Annotated in this window: 21 protein-coding genes; 5 read left to right on the forward strand and 16 right to left on the reverse strand. The window is 62.3% G+C overall.

Going from position 1 to position 19,383, the window contains the following annotated elements:
- Window positions 1-82: 82 nt before the first annotated feature.
- The 3 genes from pheT to M1D89_RS15275 form a co-directional block, all read right to left on the reverse strand.
- Window positions 83-2,626: a phenylalanine--tRNA ligase subunit beta gene (gene pheT / locus M1D89_RS15265; RefSeq protein ID WP_498644724.1), complete on the reverse strand. Its 2,544-nt coding sequence runs from the start codon at window positions 2,624-2,626 to the stop codon at window positions 83-85.
- 2 nt (window positions 2,627-2,628) lie between these two features.
- Complete coding sequence (gene pheS / locus M1D89_RS15270) at window positions 2,629-3,690, reverse strand: phenylalanine--tRNA ligase subunit alpha (protein WP_498644726.1); 1,062 nt, start codon at window positions 3,688-3,690, stop codon at window positions 2,629-2,631.
- Between the two features lie 184 nt (window positions 3,691-3,874).
- A complete protein-coding gene (locus tag M1D89_RS15275; RefSeq protein WP_498644728.1) occupies window positions 3,875-4,777 on the reverse strand; it encodes an LppM family (lipo)protein in 903 nt (300 codons plus the stop codon).
- Between the two features lie 99 nt (window positions 4,778-4,876).
- On the opposite strand from M1D89_RS15275, the gene M1D89_RS15280 reads away from it, so the two are divergent.
- Both M1D89_RS15280 and M1D89_RS15285 read left to right on the forward strand, forming a co-directional pair.
- Complete coding sequence (locus M1D89_RS15280; protein WP_498644730.1) at window positions 4,877-5,323, forward strand: hypothetical protein; 447 nt, start codon at window positions 4,877-4,879, stop codon at window positions 5,321-5,323.
- Window positions 5,324-5,325: 2 nt separating this feature from the next.
- Window positions 5,326-5,955, forward strand: a complete 630-nt coding sequence (locus M1D89_RS15285) for an SIMPL domain-containing protein (protein ID WP_498644732.1) — start codon at window positions 5,326-5,328, stop codon at window positions 5,953-5,955.
- On the opposite strand, the gene pcp is transcribed toward M1D89_RS15285, so the two are convergent.
- Complete coding sequence (gene pcp / locus M1D89_RS15290) at window positions 5,952-6,593, reverse strand: pyroglutamyl-peptidase I (protein WP_498644734.1); 642 nt, start codon at window positions 6,591-6,593, stop codon at window positions 5,952-5,954. The two genes, M1D89_RS15285 and pcp, sit on opposite strands and share 4 nt — an antisense overlap.
- 91 nt (window positions 6,594-6,684) lie before the next feature.
- On the opposite strand from pcp, the gene M1D89_RS15295 reads away from it, so the two are divergent.
- A complete protein-coding gene (locus tag M1D89_RS15295; RefSeq protein ID WP_498644736.1) occupies window positions 6,685-7,776 on the forward strand; it encodes an Rv2578c family radical SAM protein in 1,092 nt (363 codons plus the stop codon).
- A gap of 56 nt (window positions 7,777-7,832) precedes the next feature.
- Here M1D89_RS15295 and M1D89_RS15300 read toward each other — a convergent pair whose 3' ends face one another.
- A complete protein-coding gene (locus M1D89_RS15300) occupies window positions 7,833-8,267 on the reverse strand; it encodes a (deoxy)nucleoside triphosphate pyrophosphohydrolase (RefSeq protein WP_498644738.1) in 435 nt (144 codons plus the stop codon).
- Window positions 8,268-8,402: 135 nt separating this feature from the next.
- On the opposite strand from M1D89_RS15300, the gene M1D89_RS15305 reads away from it, so the two are divergent.
- The gene (locus M1D89_RS15305) at window positions 8,403-9,611 is read left to right on the forward strand and encodes an MFS transporter (protein WP_498644740.1); all 1,209 of its coding nucleotides are present in this window, start codon (window positions 8,403-8,405) and stop codon (window positions 9,609-9,611) included.
- 126 nt (window positions 9,612-9,737) lie between these two features.
- On the opposite strand, the gene M1D89_RS15310 is transcribed toward M1D89_RS15305, so the two are convergent.
- From M1D89_RS15310 to infC, 5 genes are all read right to left on the reverse strand, one after another.
- Complete coding sequence (locus M1D89_RS15310) at window positions 9,738-10,664, reverse strand: cation diffusion facilitator family transporter (RefSeq protein WP_498644742.1); 927 nt, start codon at window positions 10,662-10,664, stop codon at window positions 9,738-9,740.
- A gap of 100 nt (window positions 10,665-10,764) precedes the next feature.
- Window positions 10,765-11,676: a TrmH family RNA methyltransferase gene (locus tag M1D89_RS15315; protein WP_498644744.1), complete on the reverse strand. Its 912-nt coding sequence runs from the start codon at window positions 11,674-11,676 to the stop codon at window positions 10,765-10,767.
- Window positions 11,677-11,702: 26 nt separating this feature from the next.
- A complete protein-coding gene (rplT, locus tag M1D89_RS15320; protein ID WP_011774325.1) occupies window positions 11,703-12,371 on the reverse strand; it encodes a 50S ribosomal protein L20, sunset domain variant in 669 nt (222 codons plus the stop codon).
- 119 nt (window positions 12,372-12,490) lie between these two features.
- Complete coding sequence (gene rpmI / locus M1D89_RS15325) at window positions 12,491-12,685, reverse strand: 50S ribosomal protein L35 (protein ID WP_011774324.1); 195 nt, start codon at window positions 12,683-12,685, stop codon at window positions 12,491-12,493.
- Between the two features lie 117 nt (window positions 12,686-12,802).
- A complete protein-coding gene (infC, locus tag M1D89_RS15330; protein WP_498644747.1) occupies window positions 12,803-13,843 on the reverse strand; it encodes a translation initiation factor IF-3 in 1,041 nt (346 codons plus the stop codon).
- A gap of 392 nt (window positions 13,844-14,235) precedes the next feature.
- On the opposite strand from infC, the gene M1D89_RS15335 reads away from it, so the two are divergent.
- Entirely contained in the window at window positions 14,236-14,634 is a 399-nt protein-coding gene (locus M1D89_RS15335) for a DUF1844 domain-containing protein (protein ID WP_043471107.1), read from the forward strand.
- A gap of 89 nt (window positions 14,635-14,723) precedes the next feature.
- Here the strand turns inward: M1D89_RS15335 and M1D89_RS15340 are convergent, their stop codons facing one another.
- The 6 genes from M1D89_RS15340 to hisB are packed head-to-tail and all read right to left on the reverse strand — an operon-like array spanning window position 14,724 to window position 19,342.
- On the reverse strand, window positions 14,724-16,028 hold the full coding sequence (locus M1D89_RS15340; RefSeq protein ID WP_498644749.1) for an MFS transporter: 1,305 nt from the start codon (window positions 16,026-16,028) through the stop codon (window positions 14,724-14,726).
- Between the two features lie 50 nt (window positions 16,029-16,078).
- Complete coding sequence (locus M1D89_RS15345; protein ID WP_498644751.1) at window positions 16,079-17,026, reverse strand: SseB family protein; 948 nt, start codon at window positions 17,024-17,026, stop codon at window positions 16,079-16,081.
- Window positions 17,026-17,769 carry a bifunctional 1-(5-phosphoribosyl)-5-((5-phosphoribosylamino)methylideneamino)imidazole-4-carboxamide isomerase/phosphoribosylanthranilate isomerase PriA gene (gene priA, locus M1D89_RS15350; RefSeq protein ID WP_498644753.1) on the reverse strand — a complete coding sequence of 248 codons (744 nt, stop codon included), beginning with the start codon at window positions 17,767-17,769 and terminating at the stop codon, window positions 17,026-17,028. Before priA ends, M1D89_RS15345 begins: the two co-directional genes overlap by 1 nt.
- A gap of 47 nt (window positions 17,770-17,816) precedes the next feature.
- The gene (locus M1D89_RS15355; RefSeq protein ID WP_420180684.1) at window positions 17,817-17,975 is read right to left on the reverse strand and encodes a CG2302 family histidine operon protein; all 159 of its coding nucleotides are present in this window, start codon (window positions 17,973-17,975) and stop codon (window positions 17,817-17,819) included.
- On the reverse strand, window positions 17,976-18,719 hold the full coding sequence (gene hisH / locus M1D89_RS15360; protein WP_091466507.1) for an imidazole glycerol phosphate synthase subunit HisH: 744 nt from the start codon (window positions 18,717-18,719) through the stop codon (window positions 17,976-17,978). It abuts the gene before it with no gap.
- Window positions 18,716-19,342, reverse strand: coding sequence for an imidazoleglycerol-phosphate dehydratase HisB (gene hisB, locus M1D89_RS15365; protein ID WP_498644756.1), 627 nt, complete (start codon window positions 19,340-19,342; stop codon window positions 18,716-18,718). The genes hisH and hisB overlap by 4 nt, the downstream gene beginning before the upstream one ends.
- Between the last annotated feature and the right edge of the window lie 41 nt (window positions 19,343-19,383).

A 19,383-nucleotide genomic window follows, 5' to 3' on the forward strand; every position in this document is an offset into this window, starting at 1 on the left:
GTCAAGATGCTGGGAGTGCAATCTCAAATAAAAATCCCCGGGACCAACAGGTCCCGGGGATCTCGATGAATTGCGGTCAGGATCAGCGCTGGACTGCGCCGAAGCGCTCAGTCGCCACGGCCACAGCCGCTGCGCGGGCTTCGGAAGCCTCGTCAGCCGTCAGTGTGCGGTCGTCTGCACGGAAGCGCAGGCCGAAAGCCAGCGATTTCTTGCCGTCCTCAATGCCCGGACCAACATAGACGTCGAACAACGAGACATCCTCAAGAAGTACTCCTGCTCCTTCGCGGAGGGCAGCCAGTACCTGATCTGCCGGAATGTCCTGCGGGACAACAAGGGCAACGTCCTGTGTCGCCACGGGGTACCCGGAGATGTGCTTGGCCACGATCACGTCAGCGGCCGCCTCAAACAACGCTTCCACGTTGACCTCAACAGCTACAGAACGCGCAGGCATATCGTGGGCAGCAAGGAGCTTCGGGTGAAGTTCCCCGGCGTAACCCACAACGTCGCCGTTGCGCAGCGCAAGCTGAGCCGCGCGTCCCGGGTGGAACGCCTGGTGGCTACCCTGGCTAACAACCAGTTCCACACCCAGGACATCCGCCATGAGGCGTGCCACATCCAGGGCGTCAGCCCAGTCCCAAGCACGCGGGCTATGCGTAGCAGCGGCCGGAGAATCGTGGCCGGTCATAACAGCGGCGATGTGCAGCGGCTGGTGCGGGACGCCGTCGTACAGTGCATCCAATACCTCGTCAGCAGGCTTGACGCCCAGCGGCGGGATGGAATCCGTCCCCACCGTCTCGCCCGGAAGGAAGACCGAACCGGCCTCATAGAGAGCCAGATCGCGGAAGCCACGGGAGTGATTGCGGCGGGCAACCTCAATCAGGCCCGGCAGGATGGACGTACGGAGGAATCCGTGTTCCTCGCTGATGGGGTTCGCCAGCTTCAGGGCCGGACGTGCGCCACCTTCAGCGGGAACACCGAAAGTGTCATTGGCGGCTTTGGAGACGAACGGGTAGGACAACACCTCGGTGAGCCCCGCATCCGCCAGCGCCTGGACAACCCGGCGCTTCTGCTGCTGGCTTCGGCTGAGCCCACGACCCGGAGGCGCAACCGGAAGAGTGGCAGGAATGTTGTCGTAGCCGACAAGCCGGGCGATTTCCTCCGACAGGTCTTCCTTGGTTTCGAGATCGTTGCGCCAGCTCGGAGCAGTAACCCGGTAACCGCTGGATGTCTTCTCCACCGCCGCGCCAAGGTCCTTAAGCGAAGTGGTGATCTGCTCTTCCGTGAAGTCAATGCCGATACGGGCGGCAGCGAACTCAGCAGGCAAGTCGATAGTCACGGCGTCAGGCGCGGTTCCGACGTCGGTCCCGGCCTCGTCTGCCGTGCCACCGGCGAGCTCGACCAACAAATCCACTACGCGCTGGGCAGCAATGTGGGCCACATGCCAGTCCACGCCACGCTCGAAGCGCTTGGAGGCTTCGGACGGCAGTTTATGGCGGCGACGGGAACGCGCGATTGACACCTCATCGAAGTGCGCCGCTTCCACCAGGATGTTCGTGGTGGAGTCGGAAACCTCGGTGTGGGCACCGCCCATTACACCGGCAATGCCGATGGCGCCGGAGTCATCGGTGATCAGCAGGTCCTCGACATCGAGCGTGCGCTCCTTGTCGTCCAGGGTGGTGATCTTCTCCCCCACCACTGCGCGACGCACCACGATGTCGCCCGCAAGCTTGTCGAGGTCGTAGCAGTGGTTCGGCTGTCCGAGCTCCAGCATGACGTAGTTGGAGATATCAACCGGCAACGAGATGGAGCGAACGCCGGCCAAGCGAAGTCGCGCGGACATCCACGGCGGGGTGGGACGGGAAGCGTCCACGCCACGAACTGTGCGGGCCACAAAGCGGTCGCAGCCAGGCTTTCCGTAAATGGGAGCGTCGTCGTTGAGCTTAACGCCGTAGCCGCCCTGCAGGGTGGCCGGAGCCGTGACCTTGGAAGCCGGGTCCATGAAGGTGGTTCCGGTGGCGTGGGCGTACTCGCGTGCCACACCACGGATGGAGAAGGCATAACCGCGGTCCGGTGTGACGTTGATTTCCGCTGCTTGATCGTAGAGACCCAGCAGTTCCATCGCATCCGTGCCGATTTCCGGATCCAGTCCGATGCGTGAGAGCACCAGGATGCCGTCATGGTCATCGCCGATGCCGAGCTCACGGACCGAAGCGATCATGCCCGCGGAAAGGTGACCGTAGGTCTTCCGTGCGGAGATCTGGAAATTACCCGGCAGCACGGCACCGGGAAGGGTGACAACAACTTTGTCGCCTTCCACGAAGTTGTGCGCACCGCAGATGATGCCCTGCACGCCCGAAGGATCGATACCCTTGCCGGTGAGGGTCTGCTGCTGGCCTTCCGGAACAACGCGAACCTGGCACCAGTTGATGGTCTTGCCATTGGTCTGCGGTTCCTTGACCAAGCTCAGTACCTGGCCCACCACAACGGGGCCGGTGAGCTCGTCCGTGGGACGGTGGACTTCCTCTTCTTCAAAGCCGACCTTAACAAGGTCAGCCATGACGTCTTCGGCCGTAGCATCGGCCGGAACCTGCGCGAATTCACGCAGCCAGGAAAGTGGGATACGCACTGTTAGATCTCCATCCCGAAGTGCTCGCTGAAACGTACGTCGCCTTCGATCATGTCGCGCATGTCGCCAACCTCGTTGCGGAACATAAGCGTGCGCTCAATGCCCATACCGAAAGCAAAACCTGAATAGATATCCGGATCGATACCGGCTGCCCGGAGGACGTTGGGATTGACCATGCCGCAGCCGCCCCACTCAATCCAACGGGGTCCACCCTTGGCACCCGGGTGCCAGATATCCAGCTCAGCGGAAGGCTCCGTGAACGGGAAGTAGTTGGGGCGCAGGCGAATGGAAGCTTCGTCGCCGAACATCTGGCGGGCGAAGTGCTCCAACGTGCCACGGAGGTCCGCCATGCTCAGGTCCTTGTCGATCGCCAGTCCCTCGAACTGGTGGAAGACAGGGGTGTGCGTAGCGTCCAGTTCGTCCGTGCGGAAGACCTTGCCGGGGCACAGCACATAGATGGGCACTTCGCGTTCCAACATGGAACGGACCTGAACCGGGGACGTGTGCGTCCGCATGAGCAGGTGCGCTTCGGGCGGCTCCACGAAGAACGTGTCCTGCATTTCGCGTGCCGGGTGATCCGGCTTGAAGTTGAGGGCATCGAAGTTGAACCACTCGGACTCCACCTCGGGACCTTCGGCGATTTCCCAGCCCATGCCAACAAAGATGTCCGAGACACGGTCCTGCAACGTGGACAGCGGGTGGCGGGCACCGGCGCGACGACGACGCGGAGCGGCCGTCACATCAACGGTCTCTTCCGCCAGGATGCGGGCGTCATTCTCGGCCTCGAGAACTTCGGTCCGGGCTGCGAGCGCCTTGTTGACCCGACCACGGGAGGAACCCATGAGCTTGCCCGCGGCAGCTTTGTGCTCCTTGGCCAGGCCACCGATTTCACGGTTGGCCAGGCTCAGCGGCGACTTCTCGCCGGTGTGGGCGAGGCGGACAGCCTTGAGTTCTTCGAGGGACGAAGCAGCCGAAATGGCGGCAATGGCGTCCTCGACGGCGGCGGTAATGGCGGCTTCATCCAGCGGATTCGGGATGGCAGCGCCTGGCAAAGTGTCAGTCATCTACTGTTCTTAGCTACGAGTAGGGAGCGGCCCGGCGAGGCGGACCTGCAAAACGAAAGGGTAGTGCTCGCCGCGGACGGCAGGCACTACCCTTCAGTCTAGTTGAACCTCACAGGCGCGATTTAACCCGCCGGAATGCGTCGCCCTATGTGAAAGTCACGACGGCGGCAGTCGCCGTGGGTGCCTAGGCGCCCGAAGCGGGCGGTGCCGATGGCGGCGGCGGCAACTGGCCGTCGTCGTGCGTCTGCCCCGGCTGCTGAACCGGGGGCTGCGGCGAGTAGGGCGGCTGCTGCGGTGCGTAGGGTTGCTGCGGGTCGTATGCCTGCTGCTGTTGAGGAGCGTAACCTGCCTGCCCCTGCTGGGGCGCGTAACCCGGCTGGCCATAAGGAGTAGCACCTGCGAGCGCCGGCGCCTGCCTGGCTGCCCTCTTGCGCAACAGGACAAACAGCAAAATCAGGGCGGCAGCAACGACGAGGACTGTAACGAGGATCCAGATGATCCACATCGGGATTCCTGCATTTGCCTCCGCCTTGGCTTGGACAACTGACTCGTTGACAGAGAGCATGTCGAAGGTGGCCGTATTGCCATCGACAGTTGCGCCCGTGGCTTCCACCACCTTGCCAGGGAAGGTGAACTTGACGGAGGCTTCGTCGAACATTGACTTTGCCATGGCCGATGACGATGCGTCACCGCTTTCAGCACCGGTCACTCCGCCCATCGAGATGACGTAGAAGTCCCCTTCCTTCTTCAGCTCGAAGGGGCTCTCGGAGCTGGACGATTCCGCGAGCTTGGCAGGGTCCAAGTTGGCGGCCGTGATCCGCTTGCCTTTGTACTTCTCGTCCTCGTAGTCCACCACGGTGGCGCCGTCGGGGATGTCCATCTGCTGGCTGCCGCTACCGTTCGACTCCATGAATTCGTCGAAGGACTTTTCGCCCAGCACGGATTTTTGGATGGCGTAGACAACCTCGTAGTCCACGCTCTTTTCGTTGTTGACCTTCACGGACATGTTGAGCTTGACGCAACCCGTCAATGCCAACATGAGTGCGATCAGTACACCGACTACGCCCAAGGCGCGTTTCGCGTTCATATCCCTCGTCCCCCACTTTTTATTTTTGGCACCTGCGGGTGCTCGAACAGCGTATCGCTACTAACGCCGCGCCAGACACTACGGCGCTAGCATGGCATCATGACTCCGGCGCAACGCTTGCGGCAGATCGCAAATGTCCTGAACCTGTCCACCCCGTTGGGGCTGGCGGTAGCAGCCGTGTCCCGTTCCACCGTTTCCCATGGCCCGCGGGGACTTCTGATCGCTGCCGGGTACAACTGGAAGCTCCCCCACGCAGGTGCGTTTACGGTGGGGAACGTAGTCCTGTACCGGGCGCCGCATGGTGTGGCCGGAACCAACACTGTGCTCCTGGGGCATGAGGAGCGGCACAGCACTCAATACGCGTACTGCCTGGGGCTTCCTTTCCTTGCCCTCTACGGCGTTGCCGCCGGCTGGTCCATGCTTCGCAGCGGGAACCCGGCGTCGCGGAATTTCTTCGAACGGCAGGCCGGCCTCGTGGCCGGCGGCTACATGGACAACCATCACCGCCGGCAGGACGGCCCTGCAGGCAAGGGAATCGAGGCCTGAGCATGAACCGAACCATTACTGTTACCGGGACCGCGAGCGCAAAAGCCGTCCCCGATCTGGTGACATTGACGCTTGGCGTGGAGACGCGTCGGGAGACTGCCGCGAAGGCCTATGACGACGCCGGCAAAGCGGCCAACGCTGTCGCAGCCAGTTTGCGCGCAACGGGTGTTTCCGACGTAGACCTTCGAACCAGTGGATTGAACCTTCGTGCCGATCTGGTCTGGGTGGAAGGGCAAGGGCAGAAGGTGACTGCGTACGTGGCGTCCACGAACCTGCAGGTGGGAATCCGTTCCCAGGCGGACGCTCCCGCTGCTATCGCCGCGGCTGTTGCGGCTGGCGGAGACGACATACGGATCAACGGGATCGAACAAGGATTTGCGGATGCCTCCTCGGTCACAGCCCAGGCTCAGGAGGCTGCGTGGCAGGACGCTGTGGCCCGGGCCGAACAGTACGCTTCGCTGGCATCTGCGCGGCTTGGGCAGGTGGTGTCCATATCCCAGGAGCCCCTGCACGGCGGACCCGTACCCCTGGGTGGAATGGTGAGGGCATCCTTCACTGCGGAAGCGATGCCGGTGGAAGCTGGAGAGTCCTCCGTCTCGGCCAGCATCAAGGTGGAATGGGAACTGGTTTAGCGGATGGCTCCGGCTGACATTTTCACGTCCGCCTGTGTGCGCAGCGTCGTCCGGACAATGACGGCAAGACCCTCCGCCATCGATTCCAAAGGCATGGACGGAGTTGGGCTGCCTTCCGGCAACTGTTCCGGCGAATAGGGAACATGGACGAACCCTCCACGAATATCCGGCTTCGATGCGATGCTATGCATCAAGGCATAGAAAACGTGGTTGCAGACGTAGGTCCCCGCAGACTGTGAGACTTCTCCCTTGATTCCCGCGACCTGGAGGGCTCTCAGCGCGGCCTTAATGGGCAGGCTTGAAAAGTATGCTGCAGGCCCGCCACGGATGACTTCCTCATCGATAGGGCGCTGGCCCTTGTTGTCCGGCATCCGGGCGTCATCGCAATTGATGGCGACGCGTTCCAAGGAGATGCGCCCACGGCCTCCCGCCAGGCCGGCACAGAGAACTACGTCCGGGTTCAGGCTGGTTATGGCGTCGGTGAGGACTGTCCCCGACTGACCAAAGACGCACGGCAGTTGCACGGCTTCAACGGCGATGCCTTCTGAGCCGAGCAACTCTGCCGCCCGCCGCGCTGCAAGCCATGAAGGATTCACATCGTCCTCGCCAAAGGGTTCGAATCCAGTCAGCAGAATCATGGCCCAACCTTAGCAATGCTCCCGCCCCGGCTATCAGGAGCATGCCTTCCGGGCCTTGACATTCGTTCGAACATACATTCGAATGGAGTCCATGAGATGGGACGCACAAGCACTTTCACCTACACGTGGACCGGCGTCAGAAACCAGTGGTGTCGATGCTCCTGGCCCTGCCCCGGCCTTGGACGCCTTGTTGCCACTTGCCGGGCTTGTGCGTTCCATCTCGACACCCGAATTCTCCGGAGTCACCTTCCATGAGGTCACCGCAAAGTCAGTGCTCAACAAGGTGCCTTCCGGTTCCAACATGCCCTTTGAGTGGACGGTGAACCCGTATCGCGGCTGCAGCCATGCCTGCGTGTACTGTTTCGCCCGCAAGAGCCACACGTATTTGGAGTTCGACGCCGGGCGGGACTTCGATTCGCAGGTGGTGGTCAAGATCAATGCCGCTGAAATCCTCCGCAAGGAACTGGCCAAGCCTTCTTGGGAACGGCCCCAAGTCGCCCTTGGCACCAACACGGATCCCTATCAACGTGCAGAGGGCCGCTACATGCTCATGCCCGGCATCATCCGGGCCCTCGCAGATTCCGGCACTCCTTTCTCCATCTTGACCAAGGGCACGCTGCTGGCAAGGGACATTCCCCTCCTCAAGCACGCCGCCACCCAAGTCCCCGTGGACCTGGGCATCTCGCTTGCCATGACCAACCAGGACCTCGCGGAGCTCATTGAGCCCGGCACTCCTTCACCCAAGGCCCGGCTCAAGCTCATCGCCCGGCTCCGCGAGGCCGGCCTGGGGTGCGGCGTCATGGCCATGCCCATCCTGCCTTGGCTCACGGACTCGGACGAAGCCCTCGATTCCCTCTTCGCGGAACTGACAAAAGCTGGCGCCACAGGAGTCACCGCCGGCGCCCTGTACCTTAAGCCCGGAACCCGTGAGTGGTACATGAAATGGCTGGCAACCGAACACCCGGAGTTGGTGGGCAAGTACCGGCGACTCTATGGACAAGGCTCCTATGCTTCCAAGGAGTACCGTGCGTGGCTCACCGGCAGGATCACCTACTTCAAGGCGAAGTACGGCTTCACCGGAACATCCGGATTCAGCCACCGGAATGCTCGCGCTGCCACTGGTTCGGCGGCCGCCACGGTGCAGGCCTCCGCTACCCTTCCTGGGCAACAGACGCTCTTCTAGGTTAAAGGCCACCGGCTACGGGAAGCGGCCATCTCTTCGACCCAAGTGCACGGTTCTCACGCGGGAGCGACTACCCGGCTAAGCAACGCCCGGACTATTGGAAGGTCTGCCGGAATCCACGGAAGGCTGAGAGCCTCGTCACGGTCGGCCAACGACACCCAACGCAATTCGTCGTGATCCTCCAGCGGCCTCGGCTCTCCCGCCGTCAGTTCGGCGAACCACACACGCATTGAGGCGCGGTCATTGAGCGTCCACCCAGCGATGTTGCCCGAGTCCAGCTCCGGTCCGAGCCGAACTTCAATGCCCAGTTCTTCCGCGAGTTCACGGTGCAGGGCAGCCTCCGCGGCCTCACCGGCCTCCACCTTGCCGCCCGGAAATTCCCACATACCCGCAAACTGGGGCGGTGCAGTGCGGCGCGCAACCAGAAGGCGGGTAGGGGCTTCCAAGGAGTCGACGACGGCGGCGCCCACGACATTAATCAGTGCAGTCACCGAAACAGTCTATTGGGGCCCGATGAATGGGCATCGTCACATAGCTACGTCAAGTCGCGGAGCGCCGGACTAAACTTGTTATCGGATTTTCTCCACGTTCCCCCAGCCCACAAGGCGCCCTCAAGAAGCAGGCTTATGACTACCACCGTGTCCACCCCCGCCACCGCCAACGCAGCAAGGAAACACCTTGGCTTGGCCATCCTGGCTTTGGCCATGGGCGGGTTCGCCATCGGTACCACCGAATTCGCCATGATGGGCCTGCTGAAGGAAATCGAGGAAGGGCTGGGCATCAGCACGCCCGAAGCCGGCAACCTCATCTCGGTTTACGCCTTGGGCGTCGTTATCGGTGCTCCCCTCTTCGCTGCGTTCGGTGCAAAGCTTCCCCGAAAGCACCTGGCGTTGGGGCTCATGCTGTTCCTGTCCTTGGCGAACCTGACGTCCTTCATTGCACCGGATTACGGCTTCATGCTGCTTTCGCGCTTTGCTTCCGGCCTTCCCCACGGAGCTTTTTTCGGAGTAGCAGCCGTCATCGCAGCCGGACTGGTAGCGCCTACCAAGAGGGGCTGGGCAATCTCCATGGTGATGGCAGGACTTACGGTCTCCAACGTCATCGGGGTTCCTTTGGCCACGTGGGTTGGGCAGACCTTCGGGTGGCGGCTCCTCTTCGTCATTGTGGGGGCCATCGGGTTGCTTACCGTCACCATGGTGTGGAAGTTCGTCCCCTTCGAGGCGGCCCACCCCGAGGCCAGCATCCGACGCGAACTTGGAGCCCTCAAACGCCTCCAGGTTTGGCTGGCGCTCCTGATCGGCATCATTGGGTTTGGTGGCTTCTTCGCCGTTTACACCTACATTGCACACACCATGACCTCGGTGGCGGGCATACCGGAGAACCTGATCCCGGCCGTTGTGGCCCTCTACGGACTGGGCATGGTGGTGGGAAACATCTTCGGTGGACGCCTTGCCGACAAGTCCGTAATGGGCACCATCTACTGGGTGATGCCGGGTATCGCCGTGGCCCTGGTGGTCTACGCCATTGCTGCGCACTGGGCCTGGGCTGCCTTCATCATGGCGTTCGTGGTGGGCGGTGTGGGCTCCATGCTCACTCCAGCTCTGCAAACCCGCCTCCTGGACGCTGCACCGGGCGCTGCATCGCTGGCATCCTCACTGAACCACTCCGCCCTCAACATCGCCAACGCCCTTGGCGCCTTCCTGGGCGGCACTGTTATTGCCTGGGGTTGGGGATATGTGGCTCCCGCGTTGGTTGGCGCAGTCCTTGCCATCCTGGGCCTCGGAGTGGCCCTAGTCAGTGGCCTGATGGAGCGGAAAAAGCCGCTGGCTTCCTGATCCGCCTAAAGAGCGCTGGATAGCCGGGAAACCGCATACAACGAAGATGGGCTCCGCCAGGGCGGAGCCCATCTTCTTTAACCACGTTTCGAACCGGCTAATCCGGAAGGAACGTCTCCGGAACGGCTAACCCTGCGGCGCCTGGACGCGCTCTATATCGGGTTCGAGGTAGATGACCCGCGCAATCGGGACGGCCGCACGAATACGCTGCTCGGCGGCGTCGATCCCTCTGGCAATCTCTTCGCCAGTCTCAGAGGCGTCCATGGAGATCTTCGCAGCTACCAGCAGCTCTTCCGGACCCAGGTGCAGGGTTTTGAGGTGGATGATGCGGGTGCCGTCAGCTTCCAAAGCCTCCGTGATGTGCTGGACATCTTCCTTGGTGGCAGACTCCCCCAGCAGCAAGGACTTGGTCTCCAGGGCCAGGACCACTGCAATGGCCACCAGCAGGAGGCCAATCATCGCTGTACCGAGTGCATCCCAGACCCCGTCACCGGTAACCAGCGTCATGCCCACACCGAAGAGCGCGAAGATCAGGCCAAGCAAAGCGCCAAAGTCCTCCAGCAGGATCACTGGCAATTCCGGCTGCTTGGCGTTGCGGACAAACTTTACCCAGGACTGTTTGCCGCGGATGTGGTTCGATTCAATGATGGCGGTGCGGAACGAGAACGACTCAGCAATGATGGCACCAACCAGGACAGCCAACGGGACCCACCAAAAAGCTCCCTCGATACCGTGTGGGTGCTGGAACTTCTCCCAGGCCTCGTACAGGGCAAAGAGGCCACCCACGCTGAACAGCACGATGGAGACGATGAACGCGTAGATGTACCGCTCACGGCCATAGCCGAACGGATGCTCCGGGCTGGCGGCCCGCTTGGCCCGCTTACCGCCCACAAGCAGCAGGATCTGGTTTCCGGAGTCCGCCACGGAGTGGATGGCTTCAGCCAGCATGGACGATGACGCCGTCAGGAAGAATGCAATGAACTTCAATACGGCGATAGTCAGATTGGCGGCCAGAGCCGCCACAATCGCTTTGGTACCGCCACCTGCAGCCACGAAAGCTTCACCTCTTTGGGTTCGGGAAAGAATGGGATGTGCCAAGAAGAGTCGTCATCGTCTGATCCTGCATCCAATACCGTACCCGGCGATGTGCTGTTTACACATTCTCCAGTCGGGCGCCCTGCTGGGAACGCGCGCTGGCGTAAAGACACACCGTGGCGGCGGTACCCAGGTTCAGGCTTTCAGCTGCCCCATAGACCGGAACGGCCACGCGGTGATCAGCCAGTGCAAGCTCCGCCTCCGACAAACCCTGTGCTTCGTTGCCGAACAGCCAGGCCGTAGGTGACTCCAGCGCATAGTCCGACACTACAGATGCATTCCCAAGTCGCCTCGCCGCATTCTCGTCCTGCAGTTTGTCCAGGTTGACGGTTCCATAGCCGTCCGCAGCCAAGACACCAATACCGCGATCCCGACAGTGCGCCACCAACTCCTCAACATCGGCACCCAGCACAACCGGCAGGTGGAAGAGTGAGCCGGCTGTCGAACGGACAGCCTTGGGGTTGTAGATGTCCACGCTCGAACCAGTAAGGACAACCGCGTCGGCGCCGGCAGCATCCGCTGCGCGGAGAACAGTCCCGGCGTTACCGGGGTCGCGCACCTGGCACATGACCGCGATGAGGCGCGGACCGGCGTCGAGCACTGACTCCAGGCTGACATCCACAAAACTACACACAGCCACGATCCCCTGCGGATTGACGGTATCCGCCATGGCGGCAAGGACTTCGTCACTTGCAAGCCGGAGCTGGGTTTCCTGCGCCAGGTCGGCAAGCTCAGGGAGGCGCTCGAGGCACGCTTCGCTGGCAAAAACTTCATGCACGACGGCGGGACCTCCGGCCGCTGTGCGTTCACGGTGCAGGGTCAAAGCCTCACGCACCGCTTGCGGACCCTCAGCAAGGAAACGTCCACGTTTTAAACGCGCCGGGCGCCCGGCAAGCTTGGCGACGTCCCTCACCCGATCAGCTCGGGGGTTGGTCATCGGAAAGTCTTGCGGGCGCCCGGTTTCGTTCATATAAAGAACTTTAGTGGCAGTTGCGACTAGTTCTTGATCTGCTGGCGGGCTTCGCCACCTGCAGGCTCAAAGCCGGCAGCCTTTGCAGCCTCAACGGTGGAGAACCAGTACTCAGCAGCAGTGGTGTTGTACCAGGTGGAACCCGGAACGTGGTACTTCTTGGACTCGGCGTTGCCCTTGATGGCGTAGCCTTCCGGAGCCTCGTCGCCGTCAGCAGCAACTGCGCCGTCGATGGCCGGCTTCTCGGAAACGACAGCCTTGACAGCCGTTGCGGTGGCAGCAGCCGGAGCAACCTTGGCAGCCTTAGGAGCAGCAGCAGCGGCCGGTGCGGAGGTGTCAGCCGGGAGTGCAGCCTTGGCAATGTTCACCAGAGCGGCGAAAGCGTTGGCGTCGGAGACGGCAAGCTCGGCCAGCATACGGCGGTCAACCTCGACCTCAGCGGCCTTGAGGCCCTGGATCAAGCGGTTGTAGGTGAGGCCGTTGGCGCGGGATGCAGCGTTGATGCGCTGGATCCAGAGGCGACGGAAGTCACCCTTCTTCTTGCGGCGGTCGCCGTAGCTGTACACAAACGAGTGCAGCAGCTGCTCTTTGGCCTTACGGTACAGGCGCGAACGCTGTCCGCGGTAACCCTTTGCGCGTTCGAGGACAACCCGGCGCTTCTTGTGGGCGTTTACCGCCCGCTTCACACGTGCCACGTGCGTACTCCTTCAGAAATCTTTATCCCAAGCTGCTACTGCCGGAAACCCGGCCGGCCTGAGAAGGCTTTTGGTGTAGTCGGTTCCTGCCGGATGGCAGTAACCAAAGAACTTGGAACTTAGACGCCGAGCATCTTCTTGATGACCTTGGCGTCGCCCTTGAAGACGAGCTTGTCGCCGGCAAGGCGACGGGTCAGCCTGGAGGACTTGTGCTCAAGGTAGTGACGGCGGTTGGCCTGCTGACGCTTCAGCTTGCCGGTACCGGTCAGCTTGAAGCGCTTCTTAGCACCGCTGTGGGTCTTCATCTTCGGCATGGGAACCGATCTCCTTACGTATCCACGGACGAGTCCGCGATTCTTTCGCGCAGCCGGCCTACGAGGGCCGGCGTGCTGGTTGCTTGCCGATGGAGGCGGGGCCTCCGTGGCGTTGAACTAGTTGGTCTTGCGTGATGCAGGCTTCGGCGCAGCCTTGGGGGCTGCGGGCCGAGCTGCCGGCTTGGGAGCTGCCGGCTTGGCGACGGGCTTCGGAGCCGAAGGAACTGCAGGCTTCGGGGCGGCTGCCGGAACAGCTGGCTTCGGAGCCGCTTCTGCCTTGGCGGCCGGTGCAGCCTTCGCCGGTGCAGGCGCTGCCTTGGCCGGAGCTGCCTTGGCTACGGGAGCCTCGACCACGGGTGCTTTTTCAACAACCGGAGCAGGGGCTTCTTCAACAACCGGAGCCTCTTCAGCAACCGGAGCTTCTTCGGCAACCGGAGCCTCTTCAAGAGCTGTTTCCTCAGCAGCGGGAGCTTCCTCAGCAACCGTTGCCTGGGCCTCGGGAGCCTCGACAGTTTCCTGCTTGGTCTCCTCTTCGGTGACCTTGAAGCCCTCGGGGAGAAGGTCAGCGAGGCTCTGCGTCAGCGGAGCCTGCTCGCCCGTGGTGTCAACGCGCCCCGATGCCTTGGCCTCATTCTGCGCCTTGGCTTCAGCACGCTGCGTAGCGCGACGGGCTTCAGCCTTGGCTTCAGCCTTGTTCTTCAGCGGTCCGATCACCATAACCATGTTGCGGCCATCGATGCGCGGGCTGGACTCGATGATGCCAACCTCGGCAACGTCTTCAGCGAAACGCTGCAGCAGGCGGATGCCCATCTCGGGACGCTGCTGCTCACGGCCGCGGAACTGGATCATGGCCTTGACTTTGTCGCCGGCGCCCAGGAACCGAAGTGCGTGTCCGCGCTTGGTTTCGTAGTCGTGCTTGTCGATCTTAAGGCGGAAGCGAATTTCCTTAAGAACCGTGTTGGTCTGGTTCTTGCGTGCCTCGCGGGCCTTGACGGCGGCTTCGTACTTGTACTTGCCGAAGTCCATCAACTTGCAAACAGGAGGCTTAGCCTGCGGGGCAACTTCAACGAGATCGAGATCGGACTCGGCAGCAAGACGCAGGGCGTCCTCGATGCGGACAATTCCTACCTGTTCGCCGGCAGGACCGACCAACCGCACCTCGGGGACGCGGATACGCTCATTGATTCTTGGCTCGCTAATGTTAAAGCTCCTGTGGTTGTGGTGATGTCACCGGCAAATAGAGAAGGCCCCCAATTGCTGGTGCAATCGAAGGCCTCGAAGATCGGCTGCACTCCCCTACGGGAAGCACGCACCCCGGAGGCAATGCCTCCAACAGTGTCCGACCAGGTACCCGGCAACCTCTTGTCCCTAAAGGGATCCTGTCCCCGAAGGGAACGGCTGACGCGGGTGGGAGAGAACTCCGCTTGCAAACTGAAAGTCAATTCTACAGAAACAACCCGCCAAGCGCACATTGCGGAAGGCGGGAGCAAGAACTGCAGATGTTGACTGTGAATAACGACTTCCAGTCGGTCTGTGACAAGCTTACCAGTATGAGCACTGAAGACAGCAATTCCCGTAACTCCTATGGCGAAGACGCCGCCCCCGCCGTTGATGCCGGGGTGTCCCAGCAGATCCGCGACATCGCAGAAGTTCCGGCCGTTGAAGTTATTACCACCGGCGCCGTTCACCTCATGAGTGCGGCAGCCGTCAAGGTGGGCCTGGCGGATGACCCCAACGCCGAGGACCTTAAGGACTTGGACGAAGCCCGCAAGCTGATCACAGCCCTCGCCGGCCTGGTGTCAGCAGCCGCCCCGGAAATCGGTTCACAGCACGCCGGCCCGTTGCGCGACGGCCTTCGCTCCCTGCAGCTGGCTTTCCGCGAAGCTTCCCTCATTCCCGACGCCCCGGGCAAGGGCCCGGGCGAAAAGTTCACCGGACCCGTGAACTAGCCCCGACTTCCGCAATAGTCAACGACGGCGGGTCGACCACATGTGGTCGGCCCGCCGTCGTCGCTTGTTTGGTTTGAGGATTCAGGGCTTCAGACGCGGGCGGCCCGGCGGCGCAAGGACGTGAGGATGAGTCCGGTAGCGCAGAGAGCGACACCAGCGATGCCGACCGCGGCAAAGCCACCGGACGGACCCACGGTGTCGATAAAGACCCCGGCCAGAGGCGCGCCCAAGGCAACGCCTGCGGTCAGCGCCGAGCCGTACCAGCCCATCGCTTCACCCCGGCGCTCCTCGTCCACCAGGTCAGCCACCATCTCAGACGACGCCGACAAGACGGGGGCGCATAGCAGGCCGGGAAGAAGCGACAGTAACGCGAGGGTCCAAGTGTCCTGGGCAAAGCCCATCGGAATGGTAAGAGCGGCCATGCCCAGGAGCAAGAGCATTGGCGAGATGGTCCGCTTCATTGACCCGTAGATGAGTCCACCGACCACGGACGCTGTGCACCAGAAGAAGAACACGATGCCGATTTCATTCTCGTGTCCACCACGTTCCAGCAGCCCGACGATGCTGACATCGGAACCACTGAGCACCATGCCCGATCCCGCGGCCACGGCGAATAGCGCGGCAACGGAAACCGTGAACCAGGTGAAGTTCCTGGCGACGCGACTCCGGAGGGCCGATGTGCGCGAGGTTGCCGACGCCATTTCAGAGGCCGCCTCCTGGACGTGGGCAGGCGCTGAGGCCACCATGGCAGCCTCCGCAGCAGCGAGATCAGCCGCCGCCCTGTCCGCGGTCTCCTGCGGGGTGCAGAGCACTTCGCTCCGGGTTGGCGGGTTGAACCACATAAGGAACAGCCCGGCAACGGAGACCGAAATTCCTACTGCCGTCAGTCCGATCGCCGAGAAGCCGCTGGTTGCAACGATGGCGCCGACAGCCGGGCCGATCATGAAAACCAGCTCGGTGGCAATGGAATCGAGGGCAAAGGCCGATCGCCGCTGCTCGCCATCCACCATTACGCCCAGCGACTGGCGGACAACACTGAAGATCGGCAGCGTGAAAAGACCGCCGACAAATACCAATGGCAGCAGCCACTCATACGAAACGTGCGGAACTATCGACCAGATCACGGTTTCGGACACCACCGAAGGGATCAGGGCCTTCCTCAGTCCCACCATGTCCACCCGGCGACCACGCCAGGGTGCACCCAGCGCAATGCCGATGGTCATGACGGCCGCCGCTGCACCGGCCGCGGCGTAGCCCTGGCCCAGCGTCAGCACGATGTGCAGAGTGAGGAGCACGCCCGCCGCCGAGTGTGGAATGCGCGCAATCATGCCCACAACCAACAGACGCCGGACAGGACGGATGGACAGCATCTCTTTATAGAGAGCGAAGTTCACTGGCTAATCCTCTTGTTCCCCAGGGCAGCCCCGGGGAACCGGCACTGCCATTAATGCCGCGCGGGCTCCTGTGCTGCGCGCTGCAGTTTTACTTCCATGGAATCGACGCCCTCAGCAAAGGAATCCATCCTTGCCCACGCATCGTTCAGTTGGGCAAGGAGCGTCTGCACAGCCATAGCGTCGAGTCCATCTTCGAGGAAGAGCACCACACGCAGTTCCGGCCCTGCACCGCCACCAGGTACCTGACGACCGTCGGCCGTCAGGGACGCAACACCGCCACCGGGTTGCGTCTCCAAGCGACGGACGGTCCGAAATGCCGAGACCGTTGAAACGAGAGCAGTCTCCAGTTGATCATCAAGGTATGACGGCGTCCAGTCCTTCTGCTGGGCGAGGGCCCACATCGCCGGGCGTCGCACAACAAATGCGAAGTCGGAGCCTGGGTCCATCACCAACAGCTGCGCGCCCTCGGATACTGCAGAAAGCGCTGCGCGCGCAGCGTATACAGCCACCGGGCGCGCCTCCGAATGCCATGCCTCAAGGGCAGCTGCCGAGGTGAAGACCGGCATGGCCATGCGTCCATCGGGGGCCTTGAGTGTGACCAAAGCCATATCGGCCTGCTTGTCAGCATGGAGGCCATCGACGCCTTGTGCTTCCTCAGCCAACTGGGCAACTACGGGAACGAAAACCCTGGCGGTCGCCAAGGAGGCAACTACGTCTGCCTCGCTGCCGGTTCCGTTGATCAGTGCCGCTATGGCGGCTACATAACCGGCGTCCGCCGAGCCGTCGTCGTCCTCAAAATTGTGGATTTTGGCGTCGTCACCACTGAGGCTCCTTCCGGACCAAGGCTGGCCGGCAGAGTCGGTAGCTCCTCCGGCACCGGCCAGTGCGGCCGCTATGTGACCGGGAAGCTCGCGCTTGCCGTGGCCTTGGTCGTCGTGCTGATGTCCGGCGTCGTGCTGATGTCCGGCGTCGTGCTGATGTCCTGCGTTGTGGGGCATCAGCGGCGGCCGGCAACGTCCAGCGCTTCGGGCAGCGTGAAGGCACCGGCGTAGAGAGCCTTGCCGACGATCGCGCCTTCAACGCCCAGCGGTACCAGTTCGCGCAGGACGCGCAGGTCCTCCAGGCTGGAGATACCGCCTGAAGCGACAACGGGTTTGCCGGTCTTCTCCACCATCTGGCGAAGGAGCTCCACGTTCGGGCCCTGAAGGGTTCCGTCCTTAGTGACGTCCGTGACAACGTAGCGGGCGCACCCTGCGTCCTCAAGGCGTGCCAGAACCTCCCACAGGTCACCGCCCTCCTTGGTCCAGCCGCGTCCGGCAAGAGTTGTCCCGCGGACGTCAAGGCCGACGGCGATCTTGTCACCGAAGCGTTCGATTGCCTTTCGGGTCCACTCCGGATTCTCCAGCGCTGCCGTTCCAAGATTCACGCGCGCGACACCCAGCTCGAGTGCACGCTCAAGGGATTCGTCGTCACGCAAACCGCCGGAGAGTTCCACCTTGACGTTGAGCTGCGACACGACCTCGCTGATGAGCGCGGCGTTGTTTCCACGGCCGAAAGCGGCGTCGAGGTCCACCATATGCACCCATTCGGCACCGGCGTTCTGCCAGTTCAAGGCTGCTTCCAGCGGTGTACCGTAGCTGGTTTCCGAGCCGGCTTCTCCCTGCAGGAGGCGGACTGCCTGGCCGTCAACGATGTCGACGGCGGGCAGGAGTTCCAGAACGGACTGGGCGGAGGTGGTCATGTGTGTCCTTGGAGTTCGAAAGTGACGCGGTTTATTGAGCGACTGGTTCAGTTACCCAGCGTCAGGAGATAGGCGGCCAGCAGGGACATCCCGGCCAGCACATAGAAACAAATGGAAACCCAGCGCGGTTTTTTCTGCTGGTGGAAGGAGATACCCCCACCTATCAGCAGGCCGGCGAGGGCCATCAGCAATACCGACCCCCACATCTAGGCGGTATCGCTTCCGGATGCTTCCGGAGCGGGCTTACGGAGGCTGTCCACCCAGTTTCGCAGGAGCCGGGCTCCGGCATCGCCTGACTTCTCCGGGTGGAATTGCGTAGCGCAGAGCGGGCCGTTCTCGACAGCAGCAATGAAGCGTGCACCGTGTTCGGACCAAGTGACCATGGGAGGAGCCATGCGGGGCTGAACGACGTCGAAGTTCCACTCCTGCACACCGTAGGAGTGCACAAAGTAGAAACGTTCCTGTTCGACGCCGGCGAACAGCTTGGAGCCCTCCGGTACGTCCACGGTGTTCCAGCCCATGTGCGGCACCACGGGAGCGGGAAGGAGTTCAACCTTGCCCGGCCACTCGGCCATACCCTCGGATTCGGTGCCGTGCTCTACACCGGCTTCGAAGAGGACCTGCAAGCCGACGCAGATGGCCAGCACAGGGCGGCCACCAGCAACCCGGCGTCCGATCATGCGGATGGCATCCACGGACTTGAGCTCCTTCATCACCGTCTCGTAGGCACCCACGCCGGGCACCACCAGTCCGTCAGCGTTGAGCACATCCTCAGGCTTGGAGCTCAGAACCACGTGGGCGCCAGCGCGCTCCAGTGCACGGACAGCGGACCGTACGTTGCCCGATCCGTAGTCCAGCACAGTTACGGTGGGCTTGCCTTCCGGCGACTCCGGCTTCACGGATGCAGTAGCGTCAGCCACCGCTCCATTCTTCAGAAACTGCCCGCTCATAATGCCCCCTTGGTGGACGGGATGCCCTCAACACGGGGATCGGACTCCACGGCTGCGCGCAGCGCGCGTGCAAAGGCCTTGAACTGGGCCTCGACGATGTGGTGCGGGTCCCGGCCGGCCAGGACATTCATGTGCAGGCAGATTCCGGCGTGCAGCGTGATGGCTTCAAACACGTGGCGTGTCAACGAGCCCGTGAAGTGTCCACCGATCAGGTGGTACTCCTGCCCGGCCGGCTCACCGCCATGCACCAGGTAGGGACGTCCGGAAACATCAACGACGGCGTGCGCCAAGGCTTCGTCCAAAGGAACCGTTGCTTCACCGAAGCGACGGATGCCGGCCTTGTTGCCCAGTGCCGTCCGCAGGACCTCGCCAAAGGTGATGGCGACATCTTCAACCGTGTGGTGCGCATCAATGTGGATATCGCCAGTGGCCTTCACGGTCATGTCGATCAGGGAGTGCTTGCACAGAGCCGTCAGCATGTGGTCATAGAACGGAACCGAGGTACTGATGTCCGAGACACCGGAACCGTCCAAGTTGATCTCCACCAGGACTGAAGACTCGCTGGTGGTGCGCTCCATGCGCGCGGTGCGGGCAGCGGTCGGCGTGGCGCCGGTTTCGCTCATTGGGACGTCCTTATACACGGAGGATGGGTTGGGTCTATGAA

The sequence above is a fragment of the Arthrobacter sp. D3-18 genome (assembly GCF_054408525.1).

Coding starts and splice junctions, on each gene's coding strand:
- pcp (WP_498644734.1), bottom strand. CDS start 6,593: ATGATTCTGCTGACTGGATTCGAACCCTTTGGCGAGGACGATGTGAAT.
- M1D89_RS15345 (WP_498644751.1), bottom strand. CDS start 17,026: ATGCCCCACAACGCAGGACATCAGCACGACGCCGGACATCAGCACGAC.
- M1D89_RS15335 (WP_043471107.1), top strand. CDS start 14,236: ATGAGCACTGAAGACAGCAATTCCCGTAACTCCTATGGCGAAGACGCC.
- M1D89_RS15275 (WP_498644728.1), bottom strand. CDS start 4,777: ATGAACGCGAAACGCGCCTTGGGCGTAGTCGGTGTACTGATCGCACTC.
- hisB (WP_498644756.1), bottom strand. CDS start 19,342: ATGAGCGAAACCGGCGCCACGCCGACCGCTGCCCGCACCGCGCGCATG.
- pheS (WP_498644726.1), bottom strand. CDS start 3,690: ATGACTGACACTTTGCCAGGCGCTGCCATCCCGAATCCGCTGGATGAA.
- M1D89_RS15295 (WP_498644736.1), top strand. CDS start 6,685: ATGAGATGGGACGCACAAGCACTTTCACCTACACGTGGACCGGCGTCA.
- M1D89_RS15280 (WP_498644730.1), top strand. CDS start 4,877: ATGACTCCGGCGCAACGCTTGCGGCAGATCGCAAATGTCCTGAACCTG.
- M1D89_RS15315 (WP_498644744.1), bottom strand. CDS start 11,676: ATGAACGAAACCGGGCGCCCGCAAGACTTTCCGATGACCAACCCCCGA.
- M1D89_RS15305 (WP_498644740.1), top strand. CDS start 8,403: ATGACTACCACCGTGTCCACCCCCGCCACCGCCAACGCAGCAAGGAAA.
- M1D89_RS15285 (WP_498644732.1), top strand. CDS start 5,326: ATGAACCGAACCATTACTGTTACCGGGACCGCGAGCGCAAAAGCCGTC.
- rpmI (WP_011774324.1), bottom strand. CDS start 12,685: ATGCCGAAGATGAAGACCCACAGCGGTGCTAAGAAGCGCTTCAAGCTG.
- M1D89_RS15355 (WP_420180684.1), bottom strand. CDS start 17,975: ATGTGGGGGTCGGTATTGCTGATGGCCCTCGCCGGCCTGCTGATAGGT.
- priA (WP_498644753.1), bottom strand. CDS start 17,769: ATGACCACCTCCGCCCAGTCCGTTCTGGAACTCCTGCCCGCCGTCGAC.
- hisH (WP_091466507.1), bottom strand. CDS start 18,719: ATGAGCGGGCAGTTTCTGAAGAATGGAGCGGTGGCTGACGCTACTGCA.